The sequence below is a fragment of the Micromonospora sp. DT227 genome, from assembly GCF_049841835.1.
In the GTDB taxonomy this organism is placed as follows: Bacteria; Actinomycetota; Actinomycetes; order Mycobacteriales; family Micromonosporaceae; genus Micromonospora.
Genome location: NZ_JBNCLA010000005.1, coordinates 359,405 through 383,468, shown reverse-complemented (window position 1 = coordinate 383,468; position 24,064 = coordinate 359,405). Strand labels below are relative to the sequence as shown.

The 24,064-nt window shown below is 73.8% G+C and carries 22 protein-coding genes; 11 read left to right on the top strand and 11 right to left on the bottom strand.

Translation table 11 applies throughout. From position 1 onward, the window contains the following. The first annotated feature begins 148 nt into the window (after positions 1-148). The 3 genes from ACLQ2W_RS19915 to ACLQ2W_RS19905 all read left to right on the top strand — a co-directional run bounded on the left by ACLQ2W_RS19915 (position 149) and on the right by ACLQ2W_RS19905 (position 3,007). On the top strand, positions 149-961 hold the full coding sequence (locus ACLQ2W_RS19915; protein ID WP_425787712.1) for an SAM-dependent methyltransferase: 813 nt from the start codon (positions 149-151) through the stop codon (positions 959-961). A gap of 94 nt (positions 962-1,055) precedes the next feature. Then, positions 1,056-2,729, top strand: a complete 1,674-nt coding sequence (locus ACLQ2W_RS19910; RefSeq protein WP_425787880.1) for a putative bifunctional diguanylate cyclase/phosphodiesterase — start codon at positions 1,056-1,058, stop codon at positions 2,727-2,729. An 86-nt stretch (positions 2,730-2,815) separates the two neighbouring features. Next, a complete protein-coding gene (locus tag ACLQ2W_RS19905) occupies positions 2,816-3,007 on the top strand; it encodes a hypothetical protein (RefSeq protein WP_425787711.1) in 192 nt (63 codons plus the stop codon). A 43-nt stretch (positions 3,008-3,050) separates the two neighbouring features. Here ACLQ2W_RS19905 and ACLQ2W_RS19900 read toward each other — a convergent pair whose 3' ends face one another. Both ACLQ2W_RS19900 and ACLQ2W_RS19895 read right to left on the bottom strand, forming a co-directional pair. Beyond that, entirely contained in the window at positions 3,051-3,719 is a 669-nt protein-coding gene (locus ACLQ2W_RS19900; protein WP_281936710.1) for a response regulator transcription factor, read from the bottom strand. Then, positions 3,671-4,984 (bottom strand): histidine kinase, encoded by a 1,314-nt coding sequence (locus tag ACLQ2W_RS19895; RefSeq protein WP_425787710.1) that lies wholly within the window; start codon positions 4,982-4,984, stop codon positions 3,671-3,673. The genes ACLQ2W_RS19900 and ACLQ2W_RS19895 overlap by 49 nt, the downstream gene beginning before the upstream one ends. Before the next feature lie 142 nt (positions 4,985-5,126). On the opposite strand from ACLQ2W_RS19895, the gene ACLQ2W_RS19890 reads away from it, so the two are divergent. Continuing rightward, entirely contained in the window at positions 5,127-7,250 is a 2,124-nt protein-coding gene (locus tag ACLQ2W_RS19890; RefSeq protein ID WP_425787709.1) for an MMPL family transporter, read from the top strand. Positions 7,251-7,424: 174 nt separating this feature from the next. Here ACLQ2W_RS19890 and ACLQ2W_RS19885 read toward each other — a convergent pair whose 3' ends face one another. The 4 genes from ACLQ2W_RS19885 to ACLQ2W_RS19870 form a co-directional block, all read right to left on the bottom strand. Continuing rightward, positions 7,425-8,549, bottom strand: coding sequence for a glycosyltransferase family 4 protein (locus ACLQ2W_RS19885; RefSeq protein ID WP_425787708.1), 1,125 nt, complete (start codon positions 8,547-8,549; stop codon positions 7,425-7,427). Further along, positions 8,546-9,805, bottom strand: coding sequence for a M48 family metallopeptidase (locus ACLQ2W_RS19880; protein WP_425787707.1), 1,260 nt, complete (start codon positions 9,803-9,805; stop codon positions 8,546-8,548). The genes ACLQ2W_RS19885 and ACLQ2W_RS19880 overlap by 4 nt, the downstream gene beginning before the upstream one ends. Positions 9,806-9,915: 110 nt before the next feature. Further along, on the bottom strand, positions 9,916-10,143 hold the full coding sequence (locus ACLQ2W_RS19875) for a hypothetical protein (protein WP_425787706.1): 228 nt from the start codon (positions 10,141-10,143) through the stop codon (positions 9,916-9,918). 161 nt (positions 10,144-10,304) lie between these two features. Continuing rightward, on the bottom strand, positions 10,305-11,702 hold the full coding sequence (locus ACLQ2W_RS19870; RefSeq protein ID WP_425787705.1) for an NYN domain-containing protein: 1,398 nt from the start codon (positions 11,700-11,702) through the stop codon (positions 10,305-10,307). 126 nt (positions 11,703-11,828) lie between these two features. Here ACLQ2W_RS19870 and ACLQ2W_RS19865 point away from each other — a divergent pair, with 126 nt between their 5' ends. The 5 genes from ACLQ2W_RS19865 to ACLQ2W_RS19845 all read left to right on the top strand — a co-directional run bounded on the left by ACLQ2W_RS19865 (position 11,829) and on the right by ACLQ2W_RS19845 (position 17,307). Continuing rightward, a complete protein-coding gene (locus ACLQ2W_RS19865; protein WP_425787704.1) occupies positions 11,829-13,586 on the top strand; it encodes a DEDD exonuclease domain-containing protein in 1,758 nt (585 codons plus the stop codon). A 126-nt stretch (positions 13,587-13,712) separates the two neighbouring features. Then, positions 13,713-15,500 (top strand): RelA/SpoT family protein, encoded by a 1,788-nt coding sequence (locus ACLQ2W_RS19860; protein WP_425787703.1) that lies wholly within the window; start codon positions 13,713-13,715, stop codon positions 15,498-15,500. Between the two features lie 49 nt (positions 15,501-15,549). Continuing rightward, positions 15,550-16,089 (top strand): NUDIX hydrolase, encoded by a 540-nt coding sequence (locus ACLQ2W_RS19855; protein ID WP_405090589.1) that lies wholly within the window; start codon positions 15,550-15,552, stop codon positions 16,087-16,089. Continuing rightward, positions 16,086-16,967 (top strand): sugar phosphate nucleotidyltransferase, encoded by an 882-nt coding sequence (locus ACLQ2W_RS19850; RefSeq protein ID WP_425787702.1) that lies wholly within the window; start codon positions 16,086-16,088, stop codon positions 16,965-16,967. The genes ACLQ2W_RS19855 and ACLQ2W_RS19850 overlap by 4 nt, the downstream gene beginning before the upstream one ends. Positions 16,968-17,019: 52 nt before the next feature. Then, complete coding sequence (locus ACLQ2W_RS19845; RefSeq protein ID WP_425787701.1) at positions 17,020-17,307, top strand: Lrp/AsnC family transcriptional regulator; 288 nt, start codon at positions 17,020-17,022, stop codon at positions 17,305-17,307. Positions 17,308-17,370: 63 nt separating this feature from the next. Here the strand turns inward: ACLQ2W_RS19845 and ACLQ2W_RS19840 are convergent, their stop codons facing one another. The 5 genes from ACLQ2W_RS19840 to ACLQ2W_RS19820 form a co-directional block, all read right to left on the bottom strand. Continuing rightward, entirely contained in the window at positions 17,371-18,045 is a 675-nt protein-coding gene (locus ACLQ2W_RS19840) for a DUF4142 domain-containing protein (RefSeq protein ID WP_425787700.1), read from the bottom strand. Positions 18,046-18,213: 168 nt separating this feature from the next. Continuing rightward, positions 18,214-19,845, bottom strand: a complete 1,632-nt coding sequence (locus ACLQ2W_RS19835) for a cytochrome b N-terminal domain-containing protein (RefSeq protein WP_425787699.1) — start codon at positions 19,843-19,845, stop codon at positions 18,214-18,216. Beyond that, positions 19,842-20,930 carry a cytochrome bc1 complex Rieske iron-sulfur subunit gene (locus ACLQ2W_RS19830; RefSeq protein ID WP_405090592.1) on the bottom strand — a complete coding sequence of 363 codons (1,089 nt, stop codon included), beginning with the start codon at positions 20,928-20,930 and terminating at the stop codon, positions 19,842-19,844. The genes ACLQ2W_RS19835 and ACLQ2W_RS19830 overlap by 4 nt, the downstream gene beginning before the upstream one ends. Before the next feature lie 67 nt (positions 20,931-20,997). Further along, entirely contained in the window at positions 20,998-21,831 is an 834-nt protein-coding gene (locus ACLQ2W_RS19825; RefSeq protein WP_107159950.1) for a cytochrome bc1 complex diheme cytochrome c subunit, read from the bottom strand. 72 nt (positions 21,832-21,903) lie between these two features. Then, positions 21,904-22,503: a cytochrome c oxidase subunit 3 gene (locus tag ACLQ2W_RS19820; protein WP_425787698.1), complete on the bottom strand. Its 600-nt coding sequence runs from the start codon at positions 22,501-22,503 to the stop codon at positions 21,904-21,906. Between the two features lie 108 nt (positions 22,504-22,611). On the opposite strand from ACLQ2W_RS19820, the gene ACLQ2W_RS19815 reads away from it, so the two are divergent. Together ACLQ2W_RS19815 and ACLQ2W_RS19810 are read left to right on the top strand one after the other, a co-directional pair. Next, positions 22,612-23,598: a cytochrome c oxidase assembly protein gene (locus ACLQ2W_RS19815; protein ID WP_425787697.1), complete on the top strand. Its 987-nt coding sequence runs from the start codon at positions 22,612-22,614 to the stop codon at positions 23,596-23,598. A gap of 47 nt (positions 23,599-23,645) precedes the next feature. Next, the gene (locus ACLQ2W_RS19810; protein ID WP_107159954.1) at positions 23,646-24,044 is read left to right on the top strand and encodes a hypothetical protein; all 399 of its coding nucleotides are present in this window, start codon (positions 23,646-23,648) and stop codon (positions 24,042-24,044) included. Positions 24,045-24,064 lie beyond the last annotated feature (20 nt).

Below are 24,064 nucleotides of genomic sequence, written 5' to 3'. Positions count from 1 at the left end.
GCATTCCGGGCGCGGGTCGACCGCGTACGGTGAACGGCCGGACGCGGAACGGCGGCGGTCTTTGCACCGCGACAGCGGCCGGGCAGAATACCCGGGTGATCCGCGCGGCGGTGACGCCGCGCGTCGCCGACACCCAAGGGGCAGGGACATGCAGCGGCCGGACTGGGCACCCGAGACGATCGACATCGAACGCCCGAGCGTGGCCCGCATGTACGACTACTACCTGGGCGGTTCGCACAACTTCGCGGCCGACCGGGTCGCCGCGCGGGCGATGGTCGAGGCGGTGCCGGAGGCCCCGCTGATGGCCCAGGCCAACCGCGCCTTCCTCCGCCGGGCGGTGCACTACCTGGCCGAGACCGGGGTGCGGCAGTTCCTGGACATCGGCTCCGGCATCCCGACCGTGGGCAACGTGCACGAGATCGCCCAGGGCATCGACCCCGACTCCCGGGTGGTCTACGTCGACGTGGACCCGGTGGCGGTCGCGCACAGCCAGGAGATCCTGGCCGGCAACGAGCGGGCCGCCGTGGTCCGGGAGGACCTGCGCGACCCGGTGGCGATCCTGCGCCATCCGGACGTCACCCGGTTGATCGACTTCACCGAGCCGGTCGCGGTGATGATCGTGGCGGTGCTGCACTTCATCCCGGACTCCGACCGCCCGGAGGAGATCCTGCGGACGCTGCGCGCGGCGCTGGCGCCCGGCAGCCACCTGGTGCTCTCCCAGGCCAGCGACGACGGCCGGGACGGCACCGGCGAGCGGGCCGAGGCGGAACGGGTCTACCGGCGCACCGACAGCCAGCTCTTCATCCGCGGTCGGGCCGAGCTGACCGCGCTGTTCGCCGGGTTCGAGCTGGTCGACCCGGGCGTGGTGTGGGTGCCGCAGTGGCGACCGGACGCCCCCGACCAGGCGGAACACGCCGAACGGGCGGTCTTCATGGGCGGGGTCGGGCGGCTCGGTGCCTGACGACGTGGCCACCGTGACCGCCGCCGGCCGCTGCCGCCCCGGCGTCTTCGCCCGGGCCTGGGCCAAGGCGGTCTCCGGGACCAGCTACCTGCCGATGACCCAGGCGCAGCTGGAGGAGATGCTGCAACGGCTCACCGAGCGGCTCGCGCAGGCGATGCGCGCCGACCCGTTCGACCTGCGGATCGGCCAGCAGGTGGGCGCGGAGCTGGTGCAGTCGCACATCGCCTCCGCCGAGGGCCTGGGTCGCACCGTCGAGGTGATCCAGCTCCGGCTGGTCCGCGACCTCGACCTGGACGTCGACGACGTCGAGGACCGGATGTCCCGGCTGCTCGCCACCGTCGCCACCGGGTACGCCCGGGCGCTGCGCGACCGCACGCTGGACGAGCAGGAGTCCATCCGGCGGGCCGCCATGATGGCGCGCGCCCAGGCCGAGCGGGCGCTGCGGGACAGCGAGGCCCGGTTCCGGCACCAGGCCACCCACGACCCGCTGACCGACCTGCCGAACCGCACGCTGTTCACCGAACGGCTGACCGCCGCGATCGTCGCGCCCGGCCGGGGCGCGGACCGGATCGGGGTCTGCTTCCTCGACCTGGACCGGTTCAAGGTGGTCAACGACTCCCTCGGTCACCAGGTCGGCGACTCGTTGCTGGTGGCGGTGGCGCACCGGCTGCGCCGGACGCTCGGCGAGCACCTGGTGGCCCGCCTGGGCGGCGACGAGTTCGTGATCCTGGTGGAGCGCACCGCCGGCACCGACGACGTGGTCAAGGTCGCCGAGGCGGCGCTGGAGGCGGTACGCGAGCCCGCGCTCGTCGACGGGCACGAGCTGACGGTGTCGGCGAGCATCGGCATCGTGGAGCGGCCGGTGGCCGGCACCTCGCCGATGGAGCTGATGCGCGCCGCGGACAGCACGCTGCACTGGGCCAAGGCCGCCGGCGGGGCCCGCTGGTCGTTGTTCGACGCCGACCGTAACCGCCGCGAGCTGGCCCGGTACGCGCTCTCCGCGGCGATCCCGGCCGCGCTGGACCGGGGCGAGTTCTACCTCGACTACCAGCCGCTGACGTCGCTGCGTGACGGCCGGGTGCTGGGCATGGAGGCGCTGGTGCGCTGGCGCCACCCGGAGCTGGGGGTGCTCCGGCCGGACAGCTTCATCCCGCTGGCCGAGGAGACCGGCCTGATCGTCCGGCTCGGCAGCTGGGTGCTGGCCGAGGCGTGCCGCGAGGCGGGCACCTGGTCGGCGGCCGGTGGCGACGCGCCGTTCGTCAGCGTCAACCTGGCCGTACGCCAGTTGCACCGGGCCGACCTGGTGCCCGAGGTGCGGGGCGTGCTCGGCCGCACCGGCCTGCCCCCGGAACGGCTGCAACTGGAGGTCACCGAGAGCACCATGATGAGCACCGTGGTCGAGCCGGTCCGGGCCCTGCGGGTGCTCGGCGATCTGGGCGTCCGGGTGGCCATCGACGACTTCGGCACCGGCTACTGCAATCTCGCGTACCTGCGGGACCTGCCGGTGACCGAGTTGAAGGTGGCCGGCGAGTTCGTGACCGGGCTGCGCGCGCCGGCCGGCGACCCGGGCGGCCGTACCGACGAGCGGATCCTCGCCTCGCTGGTCTCGCTGGCACACGCCCTGGACCTCACGGTCACCGCCGAGGGGGTGGAGACGGCCGGTCAGGCGGACCGGCTGCGCGCCATCGGCTGCGACGCCGGTCAGGGCTGGCACTTCGGCCGCCCCGGCTCGGCGCTGCAACACCTCACCCGCGCGCCCGCGGCGTAAGGAGGGGCCCCTTCTTAACGCTTCAGGTATAGGAGGGGGCCCCGCTTAACAACCTGGCCGAGCGTTTCCCGACCCCGGAGGCACCCATGACCGGTCAGCGCGTTCTCGCCCTCGTTCTCTTCGTCGTCGCGTTCCTGACGCTGGCAGCCTCCCGCGCCTTTCCCTTCCTGGACGACGTCCCCGGTGCGGCAAAGGTTGGCGTCGCGGTGGCTGGAGCCGCCTGCCTACTGGTGGGTGTCTGGCTGTGGCAGCGAGCCAGCCCCGGATCCGAGGGCTGAGCGGACGTCTGGTTCACGTACCACACCCGGTCGCCGCACGCGGTCAGCCTGCCTGGCGGCGGGTGTCCGCCCCGTCCAGATAGGCCAGCACGGCCAGCACCCGCCGGTTGTCGTCACCGGACGGCGGCATCCGCAGCTTGCTGAAGATGCTGTTGATGTGCTTGTCGACGGCCTTCTCGGTGACGAACAGCCGGGCCGCCACCGCGGCGTTCGACCGGCCCTCGGCCATCAGGCCGAGCACCTCGCGTTCCCGCGCGGTCAGCTCGGCGAGCGGCCCGGCGCCGTCGCGGCGGGCCAGCAACTGGGCCACCACCTCCGGGTCCATCACGGTGCCGCCGGCGGCGACCCGGCGCACCGCGTCGACGAACTGGTCCACGTGCGACACCCGGTCCTTGAGCAGGTAGCCGACGCCGCCGCGCCGGTCGGCGAGCAGCTCACGGGCGTAGAGCTGCTCGACGTGCTGGGACAGCACGAGCACCGGCAGCCCGGGCAGCTCGGCGCGGGCCCGCACAGCCGCCTGCAACCCCTCGTCGCTGAACGTCGGCGGCAGCCGTACGTCGATGACCGCGACGTCCGGCCGGTGCGCGGCCAGCGCGGGCAGCACTGACGGCCCGTTGTCGACGGCCGCCACCACCTGGCAGCCGAACGCCTCCAGGATCCTGGTCAGCCCGTCTCGGAGGAGGGCGAGATCCTCGGCGATGACAACGCGCACGGCAGCTCCATGCTGATGACGGTGGGTCCACCGGCCGGACTGGTCACTGCCATCGTCCCATCGAACGCGGCCAGCCGGCGACCTGTCCCGGCCAGACCGCCGCCGGCCGCCGGCGCCGCCCCGCCCCGGCCGTCGTCACCGACCACGGCGGTCAGCCGCCCGTCGGCGTGCCGCAGCTCCACCCAGGCCCGGGTCGCCCCGCTGTGCTTGCCCACGTTGGCCAACGCCTCGGCGACCGCGAAGTAGACGGCCGACTCGACCGGGGCGGCGGCCCGGCCGGGCAGGTCGACGGTGACCTCCACCGGCAGCGGCACGGCCAGCGCCAGCGCCCGTACCGCGCCGGGCAGGCCGCGCTCGGCGAGCACCGGCGGGTGGATGCCGCGAACCAGACCGCGCAGCTCGGCCAGGGCCTGGCCGCTGGTCTCCCGGGCCTCGGCGAGCAGCCGGCGGACCGCCTCCGGGTCGTCACGGACCAGTTGCTCGGCCAGCCCGATGCTCATGCTCAGCGCGACCAGCCGGGCCTGCGCCCCGTCGTGCAGGTCCCGTTCGATCCGGCGCAGCTCGGCGGCCTGCGCGTCCACCGCCTCGGCCCGGGTGACGGTGAGCTGACGCACCCGCAGCGCCAGCGCGGCGCCGCGGGTCGGGGTCAGGAAGAACCCGGCGAACGTCACGTGCAGCCAGACCAGCCAGCGCCCGGCGGCGACCCCGGCGGCCAGCAGCAGCGCGCCCAACGGGACGCAGAGCACCGCCTCGACGAGGTTGTCGAGCGGCCAGAACGGGCCGTAGCCGTACCAGACGCCGACGGCACGCAGCACCAGCGGCACGCCGATCAACCCCTCCAGCCCGTACAGCGGGAGGACGAACGCGGCCAGGCACACCGCGCCGGTGACCGCGCCGGGCAGCAGCCAGGCCAGATCCCGCCAGGTCGCCGGGTCGCCCACCACCCACCGGAACCGCCGCCAGGTGCCGAACTGGGCACCGGCCGGCGCGGGCAGGTAGGGCGTGGGCATCTCGACGCCGCTCCACCGGGCCAGCCGGCGGTGCAGCCCGGCGCAGATCCGGACCGCGCCGGTGACCACCGGGAAGAGGGCGAAGCCGACGCCGAACGCCGGGATCAGCAGCAGCGCGACCAGCGACAGCACGAACAGGGCCACGTGCGTGGTCAACGACAGCAGCGCGGTCAGCAGCCCCTGGGCGGCGGTCACCGCGGCGGGCCGCAGCCGGGTCCGGAGCAGTACCCGTACCGATGCGTCCACGAGTTCCATTCTCCGGTATCACCGCCGGTCCGCCGGTGGTGCTGGCACCACCCGTGGAGTCGGGGCGGCACCCCTGACCGGCGGGCCGCCGGCCCGAAGGATCGAGTCAGGGCCCGCGGTCCGCGCCGGGCGACGAGTGAGAGGAACCCTGATGTCCCCGCACCGAACGGCCCGGCTGCCCGCCGGCCGCCGCGGCAAGTACGCCGTCCTCGTCCTCTGGCTGGCGCTGCTCGCGGTCGCCGGGCCGCTCGCGTTGAAGCTGGGCGAGACGCAGGACAACTCGACGCTCGGCGCGTTGCCGCCCGGCGTCGAGAGCAGTCGCGCCGCACAGCGGGCCGAAGCCGCCTTCCCCGAGTCCCGCCGGCAGTTGGCCGTCGCCGTGTACGTCCGCGACACCGGCCTCACCGCCGCCGACCGGGCCCGGGTCGACGCCGACCGGGCGGCCTTCGCCGGGTACGCCGACGGCGGCGTGGTCTCCGCGCCGGCGCCGAGCGCGGACGGCCGGGCGCTGCTGTTCTCGCTCCCGGTCACCCTCGACGAGGAGCGACGCGCCGACGCGGTGCGCGCCATGAAGGACCGGCTCGCCGACGCGGCGCCCGGCCTGCGGACCGCGCTGACCGGCGACGCGGTCGCCGAGAGCGACGTCTGGGACGCGTTCGACGGGATGGACGGCGCGTTGCTGCTGGCCACCGCCGTCACCGTCGCCCTGCTCCTGCTCGTCACCTACCGCAGCCCGGTGCTGTGGCTGGTGCCGCTGCTCGCGGTCGGCGTCGCCAACCAGCTCGCCGGCGCCACCGTCTACCTGCTGGCCCGGCACGCCGGCCTGACGGTGGACTTCCAGAGCCAGACCATCCTCACCGTGCTGGTCTTCGGCGTCGGCGTGGACTACGCCCTGCTGCTCATCGCCCGCTACCGCGAGGAGCTGCGCCGGCACGCCGACCGGCACGCCGCGATGGCGGTGGCGCTGCGCCGGTCGTACGGCGCGGTCTGCGCCTCCGCGGCGACTGTCGCGCTCGGGCTGCTCTGCCTCGTCGCGGCGGACCTGCCCGCCACCCGCGGCCTGGGACCGGTCGGCGCGGTCGGCATCGTGGCCGCGTTGCTGGCGATGACCACGCTGCTGCCGGCGGTGCTCGTGGTGTGCGGGCGGTGGCTGTTCTGGCCGTTCGTGCCGCGCCACACGCCCGGCGCGGACGAGCGCGACCTCGGCGCCGACCACGGGGTGTGGCAGCGGATCGCCGGCCTGGTCGGCCGCCGGCCGCGCCCGGTCTGGGTGGGCACCGCCGTCGCCCTGGTCGCGCTGACCCTCGGGATCGGCAATCTCACCCTGGGCCTGCCCGACGACGAGTCGTTCACCACCGAGGTCGGCTCGGTCGCCGGTCAGCGGCTGGTCGCCGCCCACTACCCGGGCGGGTCGGTCGCGCCGGTCGAGGTGTTGGCCGCCGCCGGCACGGCCGATTTGGTCACGGGCGCGGTCCGCGCGGTGCCGGGCGTCGCGGACGTGGGCGGTCCGCAGCGGTCCACCGACGGTCGTTGGGTACGCGTCACCGCGGTGCTCGCCGCCGCCCCGGACAGCGCCGCGGCCCGGGACACGGTGGGCCGGCTGCGCACCGCCGTGCACGCGGTGCCCGGGTCGCAGGCGCTCGTCGGCGGGCGCACCGCGACGCTGCTCGACGAGCGACGCACCGTGGACCGGGACAACCGGGTGGTCATCCCGCTGGTGCTCGCCGTGGTCCTGGTGATCCTGATGCTCCTGCTGCGCGCGCTCGTCGCGCCGCTGCTGCTGATGGCGAGCGTGGTGCTGTCGTACGCGGCGGCGATGGGCGCCGCCGGGCTGCTGCTCGACGCGTTGGGCCACCCGCGGCTGTTCGTCGGCGTGCCGTTGCAGGCGTTCCTGTTCCTGGTCGCCCTCGGCGTGGACTACACGATCTTCCTGATGACCCGGGCCCGGGAGGAGACCGCGTCGATCGGGCACCGGGCCGGGACGCTGCGGGCGCTCACCGTCACCGGCGGCGTGATCACCAGCGCCGGGGTGGTGCTGGCGGCCACCTTCGGCGCCCTGCTGGTGCTGCCGCTGGTGCCGTCGGTGCAGATGGGGGTGATCGTGGCGGTCGGGATCCTGCTCGACACGCTCCTGGTTCGCAGCCTGCTGATCCCGGCGCTGACCCTGGACCTGGGCATGCGTGTCTGGTGGCCGGGACGGCTGTCGCGTCGCACGGCCGAGCGTCCGGAGGAGGCCCCGCCCACCGCGTCGAGGAGAGCAGCGGCCCCCGCCTGACACGTCGCCGCCGGCGAGCCCGCGCCGTCCGCCCGGAGTGCCACGACCTCGCCCTCGGGGCGGGGCGCGGTTCGGGGGCGGGCGGGCGGCGCGCTCGACGTGTCCGGGCGGGAAGCGGCGCCCGGGTGAGGCGGAGACGGGACGGCGGTGGCCGGTGCACCGCTCGGGCGCCGGTCACCCGGCGAGCAGTGTGGCCATCCGCTCGGCCTGGGTCTCCCAGCGCCACTCCCGCTCGACCCAGGCCCGGCCGGCCGCGCCGAGCTGGCGGGCGAGGTCGCGGTCGGCGAGCAGGGTCGCCACCCGGTCGGCGAGCTGGGCGACGTCCCGGCCCCGGACCACGTACCCGGTCTCCCCCTCGCGGACCGCGTCCGGCGCGCCACCGGAGTCGCCCGCCACCACCGGCAGCCCGGTCGCGCTCGCCTCCAGGTAGACGATGCCGAGGCCCTCCACGTCCAGCCCACGGTTGCGGGTGCGGCAGGGCATCGCGTAGACGTCGCCGGCGGCGTAGTGCGCGGGCAGTTCGGCGCTGGGCACCGAGCCGGTGAAGACCACGTCCCGCTCCACCCCGGCCTGCCGGGCCAGCTTCTCCAGGGTGGCCCGGTAGGGCCCGCCGCCGACCACCAGCAGCGCGGCGTCCGGCACCCGGCGGCGGATCTCCGGCAACGCCCGGATCAGCGCGTCCTGCCCCTTGCGCGGCACCAGTCGCGACACGCACACCACCACCGGCCGGTCGGCGAGGCCGAGCCGCGCCCGGACCGGCTCGCCGTCGACGCCGGGATGGTAGGTCTCCACGTCGACGCCGGGCGCGAGGCGGCGCAGCTCGGTCAGCCCGTCCAACGCGCGGGCCAGCCGCACCCGGGTGTACTCGCCGAGGTAGGTGGTCACGTCCACGCCCCGGCCGATGCGTCGCAGCGCGGACCGGGCACCGGGCAACGCGGCCCAGCCGACCTCGTGCCCGTGCGTCAGCGCCACCGCCCGGCGGATCCCGGCCCGGCGGCACAGCCCCGACGCGAGCAACCCCAGCGGCGCCGCCGCGCCGAACCACACCGTGTCGCAGTCGTACGCCCGGGCCAGCCGGGCCGCCCGACGGGCGATCAGCGGCGTGGGCAGCAGCACCCGGGTGCGTTCCCGGACCACCTCGAAGGGCTGGTCGGCGTCGAACTTCTCCGCGTCCCGCCAGCTCGACGCGTAGACCACCACCGAGCCGGGCGGCTGGCGCACCGCGAGGTTGTGCACGAAGGACTGGATGCCGCCGGGGCGGGGCGGGAAGTCGTTGGTGATCAGCAAGGTGCGGCTCATCGGCCGTGCTCCCTGGCGTAGGCGCGGGCGGCGGCCATCCGCTCCACGGTGGACGGGTGGGACGCCGACCACAGGTACTCCCAGCGCGGCGGGTCGGGGTCGGCCAGGTTCACCCCGGCCAGCCGGCGCTGCATCGCCTCGAACGTCGTCGGGTCGCCGGTGAGCGCCAGCGCGTGCGCGTCGGCCCGCGCCTCCACCCGTCGGGAGACCAGCGCCTGCACCGGGGTGGCCACCAGCCCGACCACCGTGACCAGCGCGACGAGCAGCGGAAACGCCCGCGGCTGGACGATGGAGTCGACGCCGGCCAGCCGCAGCAGCGGGGCCCAGGAGCCGACCAGGTACAGCGCCACCACCGCGGCGGCGGCGCCGAACGCGCCGATCAGCGTGCCGGTCCAGACGTCGCGGTCCTTGGCGTGCCCCAGCTCGTGGGCGACCACGCTTGTCACCTCCGCCGGTTCCGCCTCGCGCAGCAGCGTGTCGTAGACCACCACCCGCCGGGTCGGCCCGAGCCCGGAGACGTAGGCGTTCACCGCCCGGGTCCGCCGGGACGCGTCGGCGACCAGCACGTCGCGGACCGGGACCCCGTCCCGGGCGGCCATGGTGGTCAGCTCGGTGCGCAGCGGGCCCGGCTCCATCGGGGTGAACCTGTTGAACACCGGTTCGACGAGCACCGGCAGCACGAACGACAGGATCACCACCAGGGCGGCGGCGCCGGCCGCGCCGTACGCCCACCACCACCGGGGGGCGAGCCGGACCACCGAGTAGAAGGCGAGCAGGACGAGCGCGCCGATGACCGCGCTGACCGCGTACGACTTGAGCAGGTCGACCGTCCAGCCGCCCCAGTCCTGGGTGCTCAGCCCGTAGCGGACCAGCACGGTGCGCCGCCAGGCCGCGAACGGCAGGGTGAGCAGATCGGCGAGGAACATGACGCCCAACCCGCCGAGCACGGCCTGGGCCACCCAGTGCCCGCCGAAGGGCCGGCCGGCCAGCTCGACCAGACGCCCGCCCAGCGGGGTGAGCCCGAGCAGCAGCGCCACCACCAGACCGACCACGAGCGCCGACCAGCCGGCCGGGCGCAACGCGCCGCTGAACGCCCGGCCTCGGGCCACCTGCTCGACGGGGAGCGCCCGCAACGCGGCGAGCTGGTCGGCGCGGGGCGCCGGCGGCCGGCTCCACGGCACCAGCAGCGCCACGGTGACGACGAGCGCCACCGCCAGCCCGGCCAGGGTCAGCAGCGCCCAGCCGCGCGGGCTCACCACCCCACCCCGCCGTCGCCACCCGTCCGCGTCATGCCGTTCCCCTCCCGCCGTGACCGCCCATCCTATGGCCCGGGCGCGGCGGGACGGCCCGGTGCCCGGGCGGCGGGTCAGGCCACCCGGCGGCGGGTGGCGCGACGGGGTGCGGGGGCGGATGCGGGGGTGGCCGCCGGTGGCAGCACCTCCACGTCGAAGCCGGCCCGGGCGAACACCTCGATCGCCCGGTGCTCGGCCGGGCCCAGGTCGGCCGCCGGGGATTCGGGGTCGAGCAGCGCGGTCACCAGGCACCCGGCGCAGCCGGCGCCGCGGATGCCGCAGCCGTCGCAGTCGATGAGCATGAACGCCTCCTGACGCGGTCGCCGGTGGCGGTCGGGGAAGGGACCACCACCGTCGGTCACCGCAAGGCTATGCGTCGGGTACGACAGAACCGGACAACGAGGCAGCACCCACCCCGAAAACGATCATCCGGTCACCAGTCCGCCGAAGCGGCGCGAGCGGGTCAGGAGCGGGCGAGCCGGCGCAGCAACGAGTCGGCGCCCAGCGGGTACGCGCCGTGCCGGCGTACCCCGTCGGCGACCTCGCGGTCCGACGAGACGACCACCACCGGCCGGCCGGCCGGCTCGGCGCGGACCAGCCGCCGGATCAGCTCGTCCGCGGTCTCGCCCTTGCGGGAGAAGAGCACCCGCACGCCGCGCGGCGCCGGCGGCAGCCCGTGGATCCGCTCGGCGCCGTCGAAGACCACGGTGACCTCGTCCCCGGTCTGCGCCGCGATCCCGCCCAACCCGGTGATCAGCCGCTTGCGCTGCTGCTCCAGCGACATCTCCCCGAAGCCGCGCTTGGTGACGTTGTAGCCGTCCACCACCAGGTGCGCCCGGGGCAGCGCGAGGAGCTGGTCGAGCCGGGCCGGGTCGTCGGTGTCGCGGGCCCGGGTCGCCGGTCCGGCCTGGACGGCGCCGGGCTGGTCGGCGAACGCGTCGGCGACGAAGTCCGCCGGCAGCGTGTCCACCGGGTCGAGTGCCAGCTCCCGGCGCAACCCGACCGCGGCCTGGCCGATCGTCTCCAGCAGCAGCCACAGCCGGGCGTCGTCGACGGAGCGGGCCTCCTTGGCGCTGGCCCGGGCCACCCCGGCGGCGGCCTCCGCCTCGGCCAGCCGGGCCCGGGCGCGGCGCAGCTCGGCGTCCGCGTCGGCCGCCGCGCGGGCCGCCCGACCCCGTTCGGTGGCCAGCAGCTCGGTGGCCCGGCGCTCCCGGGCCTGGGTCTCCCGCAGGGTACGGGCCAACTGCCGGGCCTCCTCGCGGAGCTGGCCCAGCTCCTCGCGGACCCGGGCCAGCTCGTCGCGGAGCTTCTCGGCCTCGACCCGGGCCACCGCCCGGTCGTGCTCGGCGCGGGTGGCCCGCTGCTCGGCCTCCCGGACCAGCTCGGCCACGACCGCGCTGTCCGCCTCGGCGCGCACCGCCTCGCCGCTGGCCTCGATCAGCTCCCGCCAGCCCCGGGGCCGGGCCAGGTAGGCCAGCGCGGCCACCTCGACCGGGTCGGCGGCGGCCGGCGCGGTGCCCTCGACCACCGCCGCGCCGAGGTCACCGGCGTCGGCCAGCACCCGGGCGGTGACCCGCTGCCGGAACAGCGGGTCGGCGGTGAGCTGGGCGGCGATCACCGGAGCGCCGAGCCGGGCGCGGCGGTTGGGGGCGAACTTGGCGACCCGGCGCAGCGGCACCGGCACCTCGTCGGCGGGCAGGCCGGGCAGGACCGCGGCGGTCAGCGTGACGATCCGCTGGCGGACCGGCTCGGGGAGCGTGGGCTCGGGCTCGGGCGGCGACGGGTCCTCACCGGGCTCGGGCGCGCCGACCACCGGCTCCTCCGCGGAGGAGCGGTCGTCGTGCGGCTCGGTGAGGGGCATGTGGCAAGTCTCCCACCCCGAACGGGCCCACCGCCCGGTGAGTGAGCCGATCTCTCATCGTACCCCCGTGGTATCAGCGGGGCCGGAGTGACGCGAGTGTCGGACCGAGCCGTTACCGTCCCGCTGGTGACGGGAACGGAGTACGTCCAGGAGTCGCTGGCCGGTCTGGACCGGGCGGCGGGCAGCGGCGTCGACCCCGCGCTGCCGCTCTACGCGACCACCTTCGTGGTCGTCGACCTGGAGACCACCGGCGGCGCGCCGGACGGCGGCGGGATCACCGAGATCGGCGCGGTGAAGGTCCGCGGCGGCGAGGAGCTGGGCGTGCTCGCCACGCTCGTCAACCCGGGCGTGCCGATCCCGCCGTTCATCACCGTGCTGACCGGGATCACCCAGGCGATGCTGGTGCCCGCCCCGCCGATCGAGCAGGTGCTGCCGAGCTTCCTGGAGTTCCTCACCGACGCCGTGCTGGTCGCCCACAACGCCCCCTACGACGTGGGCTTCCTCAAGGCCGCCTGCGCGAAGCACGGCTACCGCTGGCCCAACCCGCGGGTGCTGGACACCGCCGCGCTGGCCCGGCGGGTGCTCACCCGCGACGAGGTGCCCAACCGCAAGCTGGGCACGCTGGCCGGCTACTTCCGCACCGCCACCCAGCCCACCCACCGGGCGCTCGACGACGCCAAGGCCACCGTCGACGTGCTGCACGGGCTGATCAGCCGCCTGGGCGGGCACCGGGTCGACACGATCGGCGAGGCGATCGAGTTCGCCCGGGCGGTCACCCCGACCCAGCGCCGCAAGCGGCACCTCGCCGAGGGGCTGCCGAAGGTGCCCGGCGTCTACATCTTCCGGGCCGCCGACGACCGGCCGCTCTACGTCGGCACGTCCGGCGACATCGCCACCCGGGTGCGCAGCTACTTCACCGCCGGCGAGAAACGGGCCCGGATCTCCGAGATGCTGGCCGCCGCCGAGCGGGTGGAGGCGGTCGAGTGCGCCCACTCGCTGGAGGCCGAGGTCCGCGAGCTGCGGCTGATCGCCGCGCACGCCCCGCCGTACAATCGCCGGTCCAAATACCCGGAGCGTCAGGTCTGGCTGAAGCTCACCGACGAGGCGTACCCCCGGTTGTCGGTCGTCCGCGACCTCGGCCCCACCGACACCGCCTACCTCGGCCCGTTCCGGTCCAAACAGGCCGCGGAGCTGGCCGCCGCCGGCTTCCACGACGCGGTGCCGCTGCGTCAGTGCACCCATCGGCTCTCCCGGCGCACCACCATGCCGGCCTGCGCGCTGGCCGAGCTGGGTCGCTGCCCGGCGCCCTGCGAGCACCGGATCACCCCGGAGGAGTACGAACACGCCGCCGCCACCCCGTTCCGCACCGCCACCCGCGCCGATCCCGCCGTGGTGGTCGACGCCCTGCTCGCCCGGATCGAGGTGCTTTCCGCCGCCCAGCGCTACGAGGAGGCGGCGGTGGCGCGCGGCCGGCTGGTCGCGGTGCTGCGCGCGGCGGTCCGGATGCAGCGCCTGGCGGCGTTGACCGGCATCGCCGAGCTGGCCGCCGCCCGGCCCGCCGCCCGGGGCGGCTGGGAGCTGGCGCTGGTCCGGCACGGGCGGCTCGCCGGGGCCGGCGTGTCGCCACCCGGTGTCCACCCACGACCGACCATCGCGGCGATCCGGGCCACCGCCGAGACGGTGCTGCCCGGGCACGGTCCGGTGCCGGCGGCCACCGCCGAGGAGACCGAGCGGATCCTGTCCTGGTTGGAACGGCCGGAGACGCGGCTGGTCGAGAGCACCGCCGGATGGGCCTCGCCGGTGGCCGGCGCGGGGCGCTTCCGTGACCTGCTGGCGAAGGCCGAGAACGGCGGATCCCACCAACTCTCGACCGAACGCTCATGACCAAGTGTCCGATCGGACGACGCCGACTCCCTTAGGCTGTTAAAGAAGTGCAGCACTGCCCGATTCGCGGGTCTGCTCCCGGTCACCGGCCCCGGTGACCGCGGGCCGGGTGAGGAGGTGTCCCAGGTGGACGTCGACGCCGGACACGGCGCCGCCCTGGGCGGCGCCCTTCCGAACCAGGGCGAGCTACCGCTCACCCGCCGGCTGCGTTCGCTGCTCACCTGGCCCACCGCCGACGGCGACCCGGTCACCGCGCTGGTCCGCGCCCATCGTGGCATCCACGCCAGCGCCGACGTCTCGGTGCTGCGCCGGGCGTACACGATCGCCGAGAACATGCACCGCGGCCAGTTCCGCAAGAGCGGCGAGCCCTACATCACCCACCCGTTCGCGGTGGCGCAGATCTGCGCCGACCTCGGCATGGACACCACCACGCTGGTCGCCGCGCTGCTGCACGACACGGTGGAGGACACCCGCTACACGCTCCAGGCGCTCCAGGAGGACTTCGGCCGCGAGGTGGCCCACCTGGTCGACGGCGTGACCAAGTTCGACAAGGCGTTCTACGGCAAGGCCGCCGAGGCGGAGACCGTCCGCAAGATGATCGTGGCGGCCGGCAAGGACGTCCGGGTGCTGGTCATCAAGCTGGCCGACCGGCTGCACAACATGCGGACGCTCGGCGTCCGCTCCGCCGCATCGCGGGAGCGGATCGCCCGCAAGACCCTCGACGTGCTGGTCCCGCTCTGCGACCGGCTGGGCATCCAGACGCTCAAACGCGAGCTGGACGACGTGGTGCTGTTGCACCTGCGGCCCGAGGAGCACGCGCGGATCGCCCGGTTCGTGCACGACCGGCCCGGCTGGGACGCCTACCTCGCCGACGTGGTGGCCCGCACCCGGGCGGCGCTGCGCCGCAGCCGGGTGGACGCCGACGTCTCCCCCCGCCCGCGGCACCTCTACTCGATCTGGAAGGACACCGTCGCCGGCGGCCACGCCGCCCCGTACGACCTGCCCCGCATCGCCATCGTGGTGGACGGCCCGGCGACCGACTGCTACGCCGCGCTGGGCGCCGTGCACGGGCTCTGGCGACCGGTTCCGGGCCGCTTCAAGGACTTCATCGCCTCACCGAAGAACAACCTCTACCGGTCGCTGCACACCAGCGTCTGCGGCCCGCAGGACCGCACGGTCGAGGTGCTGATCCGCACCACCGAGATGCACCGCTCCGCGGAGTACGGCGTGGCCGCCCACTACCGCTTCCCGCGCGCCGCCGGCCGGGCCGCCGACCGGACGGACGAGCTGTCCTGGCTGCGCCGGGTGCTCGACTGGGAGCAGGACACGGTCGACCCGACCCAGTTCATGGCGTCGCTGCGCTGTGACCTGGCGGAGGCGCAAATCCAGGTGGTCGCCGACGGTCGGCAGTTGGTGCTGCCGGCCGGGGCCACCCCGGTCGACCTCGCGTACGAGCTGGGCACCGAACGCGGCGACCACTGCCTCGCCGCCCGGATCAACGGCCGGCTGGCCCCGCTCTCCTCCGAGCTGGAGGAGGGCGACGTGGTGGAGATCTTCACCGAGAGCGACGCGGAGAGCGGCTTCGAGGCCGACGTCGCGCCCCGCGGTCCACGCCGGGAGTGGCTGGGCTTCGTCAAGTCCCCGCACGCCCAGATGCAGATCAACAGGTGGTTCGCCGAGCACACCGAGCCGGGCATCTCGATCGCCGACAAGGTCCGGCTCGGCCGCGCCTCGATCGGCCTGGCGCTGCGCAAGCACAACCGGGGCCTGGCCAGCGACCTGCCCCTGCTGCGGCTCTCCGAGGAACTGGGCTATCCCGACCTGGAGACGCTGCTGGTCGCGGTCTTCGACCGCTCGGTCGAGCCGGACGCGGTGGTCCAGCAGCTCATCGACCTGGTCGACCACCGGCAGTAAGGTGAAGGGCCTTCGCCCCCGCCGACCCGCCGGCCACTAGCCTGAACGCATGATCCCCCGCGCGCGTGCCACCGGACGGGCCTTCGGCTACCGCCTCTTCTACCGGTTGCCGGTCCCGCTGCGGCGGCGGCTGGTCCGGCTGGCCGTGCCGAAGTACATCGTCGGTGCGGTCACGCTGGTCCGGGACGCGGAGGCCACCGGCGCGGGACGGATCCTGCTGCTGCGCCAACCCCCCGGCCACAGTTGGAGCCTCCCCGCCGGCCTGCTGCAACGCGGTGAGCCCCCGGTGGTCGGCGCCGCCCGGGAGCTGCACGAGGAGTCCGGCGTCCGGCTCTCCCCCGACCGGCTCCGGCCCGCGGTGCCGAACGCGGTGGTGCACGCCAAGGGCTGGGTGGACGTGGTCTTCGAGGTGACGGTGCCGGCGTCGAGCACCACGCTCAAGGTGGACGGGGCCGAGGTGTTGGAGGCCGCCTGGCACCCGCTCGACGATCTGCCCCGGCTCAGCCGCGCCACCGCCAACCTGCTGGCCCACTACGGCATCGGCCCGCGCGCCGGCGAGGTCCCGCCCGCGACGCCACCGAGCGCGTGAGCGCACCGGTCCCCGACTCGTCCGGCCCGGCACGCGGGGTCGAGGTGTGCGCGGTGGTGCTGGCGGCCGGCGCCGGCACCCGGTTGCGCCCGCTCACCGAGCGGGTGCCCAAGGCGCTCTGCCCGGTCGGCAACGTGCCGCTGCTCGACCGGGCCCTGGCCCGGCTCGCCGGCCTCGGCCTGACCGGCCCCGAACTGGTCGCGGTGAACGCCTGCCACCTGGGCGACCAGGTGACCGCGTGGGTCGGCGACCGGGCCCACCTCTCCGTCGAACCGGGCGAACCGCTGGGCACCGCCGGCGGCGTCGGCCGGCTGCGCGACTGGATCGCCGGGCGGGGCGTGCTGGTCGCCAACGCCGACGCGTACCTGGCCGACCCGGCGGCGCCACCCGGCCCCGACGTGGCCGCGCTGTGCGACGGCTGGGACGGGCGGAGCGTACGCCTGCTCGGTCGGCCGGCGGACGGCCCGGCCGCCCCCGGCACCTTCGCCGGCCACCGCTTCGCCGGTCTGTCGCTGCTGCCCTGGCGGCTGGTCCGGGACCTGCCGGCCACGTTCGACGAGCTGGTCCGGGCGGTGTGGCGGCCGGCGGAGGCGGCCGGGGCGCTGACCGTGGTCCGCTACCCGGGGACGTTCTACGACACCGGCACACCGGCCGACTACCTGGCCGCCAACCTGCACGCCGCCGGTCCGGCCGGGCTGGTCGACCCGTCCGCGACGGTGGCCGGGCCGGTCACCCGCTCGGTGGTCGGCGCCGGCGCGCGGGTCCACGGCGCGGTCGACCGGTCGGTGATCTGGCCGGGCGCGACGGTCGCCGCCGGGGAACGCCTCGACGGCGTGATCCGGGCCGGCGCCGACCTGACCGTCCCGGCCGCGCGGTGACCGGCGTGGGCTCTAGCATGGGGCTCGTCGCCGACGAACGGAGAAACGTCCCGTGATCACCGCGATCGTGCTGATCGACTGCGCCACCGACTCCATCCCCGAGGTGGCCGAGAACCTGGCCGCCCTGCCCGGCGTCAGCGAGGTCTACTCGGTGGCCGGGCACGTCGACCTGATCGCCATGGTCCGGGTCCGCGAGTTCGAGCAGATCGCCCAGATCATCGCCGGGAGCATCTCCAAGGTGCCCGGTGTGCTCAACACCGAGTCGCACATCGCGTTCCGGGCCTACTCTCAGCACGACCTGGAGGAGGCGTTCGCGATCGGGCTGGCCAGCGCCGACTGAGACGCCGGTGGCCGGCCCACCCCGGCGAGGGGCGGACCGGCCACCGCCGGTCGAGCGGTCGGGTCAGCTCTGCGCGGGCGCCGGGGTCTCCGTGGTGCCCGGAGCGGGCTCCTCGGTCCCGGTGCCGCCCGGCGCGGACGACTCGGTGCCGCCCGGTGCCGGCGACGTGGTGCCGCCCGGGCTGGCCGTGCCGCTGGCGCTTGTCTGCGGCACCGGGACGCCCAGCGTCTGGGCCAGCGCCACCAGCGCGTCGTAGTGTGCCTGCAGGACCGGCAGCGCGTCCTGGGCGAGCTGCACCACCGACTGCTCGGAGCCCTGTGAGATCTCCGTCTGGGTGGCCTGGATGGCCTGGACATGGCCGGCAAGCTGGGCGGTCACCCACGCCTTGTCGAACTGGGCGCCGTTGAGCCCGTTCAGCTTGTCGAGGACCTTCTGCTGGTCGGCGGTCGGGTCGGCCGGCAACTGCACGTTGAGCTGCTGCGCGGTCGACTTGACCGTCTGGTCCAGCTGGGTGTGGTCCGTGACGAACATCTTGCCCAGGTCCTTGACCTGCTGGTTCTGGCCCTTCTGCTGGGCCAGGTTACCGGCGGTGATCTCGAACAGGTTGACCTGGTGCACCGCCTGCAGATACTGGGTGTCCTGCGTCGACGGCTGCGCCGCGGCCTGTGCCGCGGCGGCGGGCGCCAGCCCCACGACCACCAGCGCGGCCAGCAGACCCAGGCGTTTGATTCCCCACATGCGTTCCTCCCCCATGAGACGTCGGACCGCACGGATACCCGGCTGACCGGGGTTATTCCTGCGATTCCACCCGTCCGGGGCGCACCGAACCGCCGATCGGGGCGGAACACGGACGTGGCGCCCGCCGGAGGATCCGGCGGGCGCCACGGTCAGTCGTACCGGGAAGGGTCAGCGTCGGCTCTCGCCGCTGCCGATCTCCTCCCGTTCTCCTCGGGGCTCGACCGGCGGGTGGCCCGGCGAGACCGGCGCCTCGGCCGGCTTCTCGATCGGGTAGAAGAAGCCCCGGATGGCGGGCCCGAGGGCACCGAGCCGGTTCATCTTCTTGGGCACCACCCAGCCGACGTAGTCCAGCGCCGGCGCGTGGCCGTCGTGCCCGTCCGCCGACGTGAGCGGCTGGTGGACCTCGACGAACCGGCCGTCGGGCAGCCGCTTGATGATGCCGGTCTCCACGCCGTGGGCCAGCACCTCCCGGTCGTGCTGCTGGAGACCCAGGCAGATCCGGTAGGTGACGTAGTAGGCCAGCGGCGGGATCACCAGCAGACCGACCCGGCCGGCCCACGTCATCGCGTTCAAACTGATGTGGAACTTGTCGGCGATCACGTCGTTGCCGCCGGAGAGCGTCAGCACGACGTAGAAGGCGACCGCCATCGCGCCCACCGCGGTCCGGGCCGGCACGTCCCGGGGCCGCTGGAGCAGGTTGTGGTGCTTGTAGTCCTTGAGGCGGCGGGCCTCCAGGAACGGGTACATCGTCGACAGGCCCACCAGGATGCCGGGGAGCACGACCGTCGGCCAGAACAGCGGCGGGATGACGTACCCGTTGCCGATCGGGATGTGGATCTCCCAGCCCGGCATGAGTCGGGTCGAGCCGTCGAGGAACATGACGTACCAGTCGGGCTGGCTGGCCGCCGAGACCACCCACGCCTCGTACGGGCCGAAATACCAGATCGGGTTGATCTGGAAGAGGCCACCCATCAGCGCGATCACGCCGAAGACGACCATGAAGAAGCCGCCCTGCTTGAGCGCGTAGCGCGGGAACATCCGCTCGCCGACCACGTTCTCGTTGGTCCGGCCGGGGCCGGGCCACTGGGTGTGCTTCTGCTTGAACACCAGGCCCAGGTGCACGCTGATCAGCGCCACCAGCAGGCCCGGGATGAGCAGCACGTGGGCGATGAAGAAGCGGCTGATGATGATCATGCCGGGGAACTCGCCGCCGAAGATCGACGAGCTGACCCAGGAACCGACCACCGGGATCGACAGGATGATGCCGGAGGCGATCCGCAGGCCGGTGCCGGAGAGGCCGTCGTCGGGCAGCGAGTAGCCGGTGAAGCCGGCCAGGAAGCCGACCCAGAACAGCAGCGAGCCGATGATCCAGTTGGTCTCACGCGGCTTGCGGAACGCGCCGGTGAAGAAGACCCGGAGCATGTGCACCACGATCGCGGCCATGAACAGCAGGGCCGCCCAGTGGTGCATCTGCCGCATGATCAGACCGCCCCGGACGTCGAACGAGATGTCCAGGCTGGAGGCGTACGCGGCCGACATCGGGGTGCCCCGCAGCGGCGCGTAGCTGCCGTCGTAGGTCACCTCGGTCATCGCCGGCTCGTAGAAGAAGGTCAGGAACACACCGGTCAGCAACAGCACCACGAACGAGAACAGCGCGATCTCGCCGAGCAGGAAGGACCAGTGGTCGGGGAAGACCTTGTTCAGCAGCTTGCGCAGCGGCGTGGCGACCTGGAAACGGTCGTCCACCGCCCCGGCGGTCTTGGCCGGCAGCGCGGCCGCATCGAACTTTCGGCGCTTCATGGCCGCTCCCAGAAGTCGGGACCGATGGTCTCGGTGTAGTCGGACCTCGCCACGAAGAAGCCTTCCTCGTCCACCTCGATCGGCAGCTGCGGCAGCGGCCGGTTCGCCGGGCCGAAGATCGGCTTGGCGTTGTCGGTGATGAGGAACTGGGACTGGTGGCAGGGGCAGAGCAGGCGGTTGGTCTGCTGCTCGTAGAGGCTGGCCGGGCAACCGGCGTGCGTGCAGATCTTGGAGAACGCGACGTAGTTGCCCCACATGTAGTCGCCGCGGCCCTTGCGCTCGTTGGCCGCGCGCGACTTCTGCGCGTCGTCCTCGCGCAGGTGGATCAGCAGGGTCGGGGAGTCGGCGTGCCGGTTGCTGACGCCGCCCTCGATGCCCGGGAACACGGTGAGCTGGCCGCCGACGCTGACGTCCGCCGGGCGGATCGGCCGGCCGTCCTCGCGGATCAGCCGGATCTTCTCACCGCCCTCGGCCGGCGCGAAGCCGGTGGTGAACATCTGGTTGTTCTTGTGCGGCTGCTCGATCAGACCACCGATCAGCGGCGCCGCGGCGACCGCGCCGACCGGCGCCAGGCCGGCCAGCAGCGAGATGCCGAGCAGCGGACGCCGCTTCACGCCCAGCTCGTCGGCCAGGTAGAGCATGGTCTCGCCGGTGATCTTGCGATCCTCCGGGTTGCCGCCCTGGTCGTGCCGGTCCTGGATCGAGACCTCCTTGGGCAGCAGCTTCTTGCCCCAGGTCAGGATGCCGAAGCCGACGCCGAGCAGGGCCAGGCCCAGGGTCAGGCCGAGCAGCGGCGTGTAGAGCTTGTCGCCGCCGCGACCGGCCTCCCACTGCCACGGCCACCAGATGTAGATCACCAGGAAGGCGGTGGCGGCGACGCCGGTCAGCAGGAACATCAGCGCGACCGTACGGGTCAGCCGGCGCTCCGCCTTGCTGCCCGGGACGACCTGCTCCTCGTAGTGGACGATCTCGATGTCGTCCCGCCGGGCGCCCTCCTGGACGATCTCGAACCGGGAGAGCCGGGGGTCGTACACGTCGACCGGCTCCGGACCCTGCGGGGCCTGGTGCTCGGTGTGGGTGCTCATGCCGTCACCTCGCTACGCGTGGCACCGGTGGCCGGCACCAGGGCAATGATACAGATGTTCGCCTGGGTCACGACTTGCCCGCAATCCACAGGCTCGCGAAGACCAACGCGACGATGCCGACCAGGAAGATCGCCAGACCCTCGGTCGACGGGCCGTACCGACCCAGGTTGAAACCGCCCTGGTCCTGGTCGCTCTTCAGCGTCTCCTGGATGTAGGCGATGATGTCCGCCTTCTCCTGCGGAGTGATCTGGTTGTCGCCGAACACCGGCATGTTCTGCGGGCCGCTCAGCATGGCGGCGTAGATCTGCCGGTCGCTGGCCGGCTTGAGGCTCGGGGCGTACTTGCCGGAGGAGAGCGCCCCACCGCCGCCGCCGAACGCGTGGCACTGCGAGCAGTTGATCCGGAACAGCTCGCCACCGGTGGCCATGTTGGCGCCGTCACGCAGGTTGCCCGACGGCACCTGCGGGCCGCCACCGAGCTCCTGGATGTACTGCCCGAGCTGGCGCACCTGCTCGTCGGTGAACTGCGGAGGCTTGCGCATGGCCTGCGCCTCCTGGCGGGCCATCGGCATGCGGCCGCTGCCGACCTGGAACTCGACCGAGGCCGACCCGACGCCGATCAGGCTCGGGCCCCGACCCTCGACGCCCTGGGCGTTGCGACCGTGACAGGTCACGCAGCTCACATCGAACAGCGCCTTGCCCTCGTTACCGGCGGCGGTCAGCGGCGGGTTGTCCTGCGCCTGCACGCCCGGGGCGAAGACGGTGTAGGCGCCGCCGGCCAGCATCAGCGCGGCGGCCAGCCGGACCGCGGCACCCAGCCGGCGGCGGCCCCTGCTGCGCGCCACGGGCCGCCCGCGCAGCCGCGCGAGCAGACCGCGTCGGCGGTCGTTGTCAGAAGTCATGACCTGTGTCCTTAACCGGTTGGACCTTGTCTCAGGGGACGGAGCAGCGGCGCGGTTCGGAACGCGCCAAGATCACTGAAGCCAGTAGATCATGGCGTACAGCGCGATCCACACGACGTCGACGAAGTGCCAGTAGTAGGACACCACGATCGCCGAGGTCGCCTGGGCCGGGGTGAACCGACCCATGGTGGTGCGGACCATGAAGATGATGAAGGCGATCAGCCCGCCGGTCACGTGCAGACCGTGGAAGCCGGTGGTCAGGTAGAACATCGACCCGTAACCGTCTCCGTTGATCTTGACGCCCTCGTGCACCAGGGTCCGGTACTCGTTCGCCTGGCCGAGCACGAAGATCAGACCCATCACGAAGGTGATCGTGAACCACCGACGCAGGGCGTGGACGTCACCCTTCTCGGCCGCGAAGACACCGAGCTGGCAGGTCACCGAGGAGAGCACGAGGATCACCGTGAAGGTGGTCGCGTACGGGATGTTGAGAACCTCGGTGTGCTTCTCCCACTGCTCCGGCGCCGCCGCGCGGATCGAGAAGTACATCGCGAACAGCGCCGCGAAGAACATGAGTTCGCTGGAGAGCCACACGATCGTCCCGACGCTGACCATGTTCGGCCGCGTCAGGGAGTGGATCCGGCTCTTGTCAATGGCTGGGGCCGCAGTCACGCGGTCATTATTGCCCTTGACCGGGACCGACGATCAGCGGGGTGGCAAACCGGTGCCCGCAGTGGCCCGATCGTGGTCGTCCGCTTCGCCTGACCTACCCTGAAAAGCGTGCTGCACGTCGATCAGATCCTCGCCGTCACCTCGGCCGCCGCCCCGGCGACCCTGGCGGCGGGAGGCGAGGCCGCCCCACCGCCGTTCACCGTGGCCCGGGTGCTCACCGAGACCCGGCTGGAGAGCTGGCTCACGCTGGGCCTGGTGCTCGCCGCCGGGCTCTACCTCTACGGGGTGCACCGGTTGCGGCTGCGCGGCGACCGGTGGCCGGTGCTGCGTACCGTCGCGTTCCTCGGCCCCGGGCTCGGCGGCATCGCCGCGGTCACGGTCAGCGGGCTCGGCGCGTACGACACCGCCCTGCTCTCGGTGCACATGGTGCAGCACATGGTGCTGTCGATGATCGCGCCGATCTTCCTGGCGCTGGGCGCCCCGGTGACGCTGGCGCTGCGCACGCTGCCGGTGCGGCCCCGCAAGCGGCTGCTCGCGGTCGTGCACAGCCGGGTGGCCCGGGTCTACACCTTCCCGCTGGTGGCGTTCGCCATCTTCGTGGCGAACCCGTTCGTGCTCTACTTCACCAACCTCTACGGGTTCACGCTGCGCCACGAGTGGGCGCACGAGCTGGTGCACGCGCACTTCATCATGACCGGCTGCGTCTTCTTCTGGCCGCTGCTCGGCCTGGACCCGCTGCCCGGGCGCTGGCCGTACCCGGCCCGCGCGCTGCTCATGCTGCTCTCGGTGCCGTTCCACACCGTGCTCGGGCTCACCATCATGCAGAGCACCACGCTGCTCGGCGGCGACTGGTACCCGTCGCTGAACCTGGCCTGGTCCGACCCGCGCAACGACCAGGTGGTCGCCGGCGGCGTCCTCTGGGCCGGCGGGGAGTTCGTCAGCGTCACCATGCTGGCCGTGCTGGTCGTGCAGTGGATCAAACAGTCGGAGCGTGAGGCCCGCCGGCTGGACCGCGAGCTGGACCGCCAGGAGGCCCGCCAGCGCGCGGCCGAGGCGAACGCCGGGGCCGGGACCGGGCCCACCGGCGGAATGTGACGACCGCTACGATCAGCGGGCAGCTACGAGGTGGGAGCCACGTCACGATGAGCGATCGTCTTTGCACCGTCCTGCTCTACAGCGACGACCCGAAGGTCCGGGACCGGATGCGGCTCGCCGTCGGCACCCGGCCGGCGCCCGGCATCGAGATCGAGTTCGTCGAGGCGTCCGACTACGCCGGCTGCGTCCGGCTGGTCGACGACTACGAGATCGACCTGCTCCTGCTCGACGGCGAGGCGAGCCCGGGCGGCGGCATCGGCATCGCCCGGCAGATCAAGGACGACCGGGACGACGCGCCGCCGACCTGCGTGGTGCTGGCCCGCGCCGCGGACCGCTGGCTCGCCGCGTACGCCGAGGTCGACGCCACGCTGACCCACCCGCTGGACCCGGTGATCGCCGGCAGCACCGTGGCGGAGCTGCTGCGCCGCACCCACGCCGCGGCCTGATCCACCCTGCGGCGCCACGG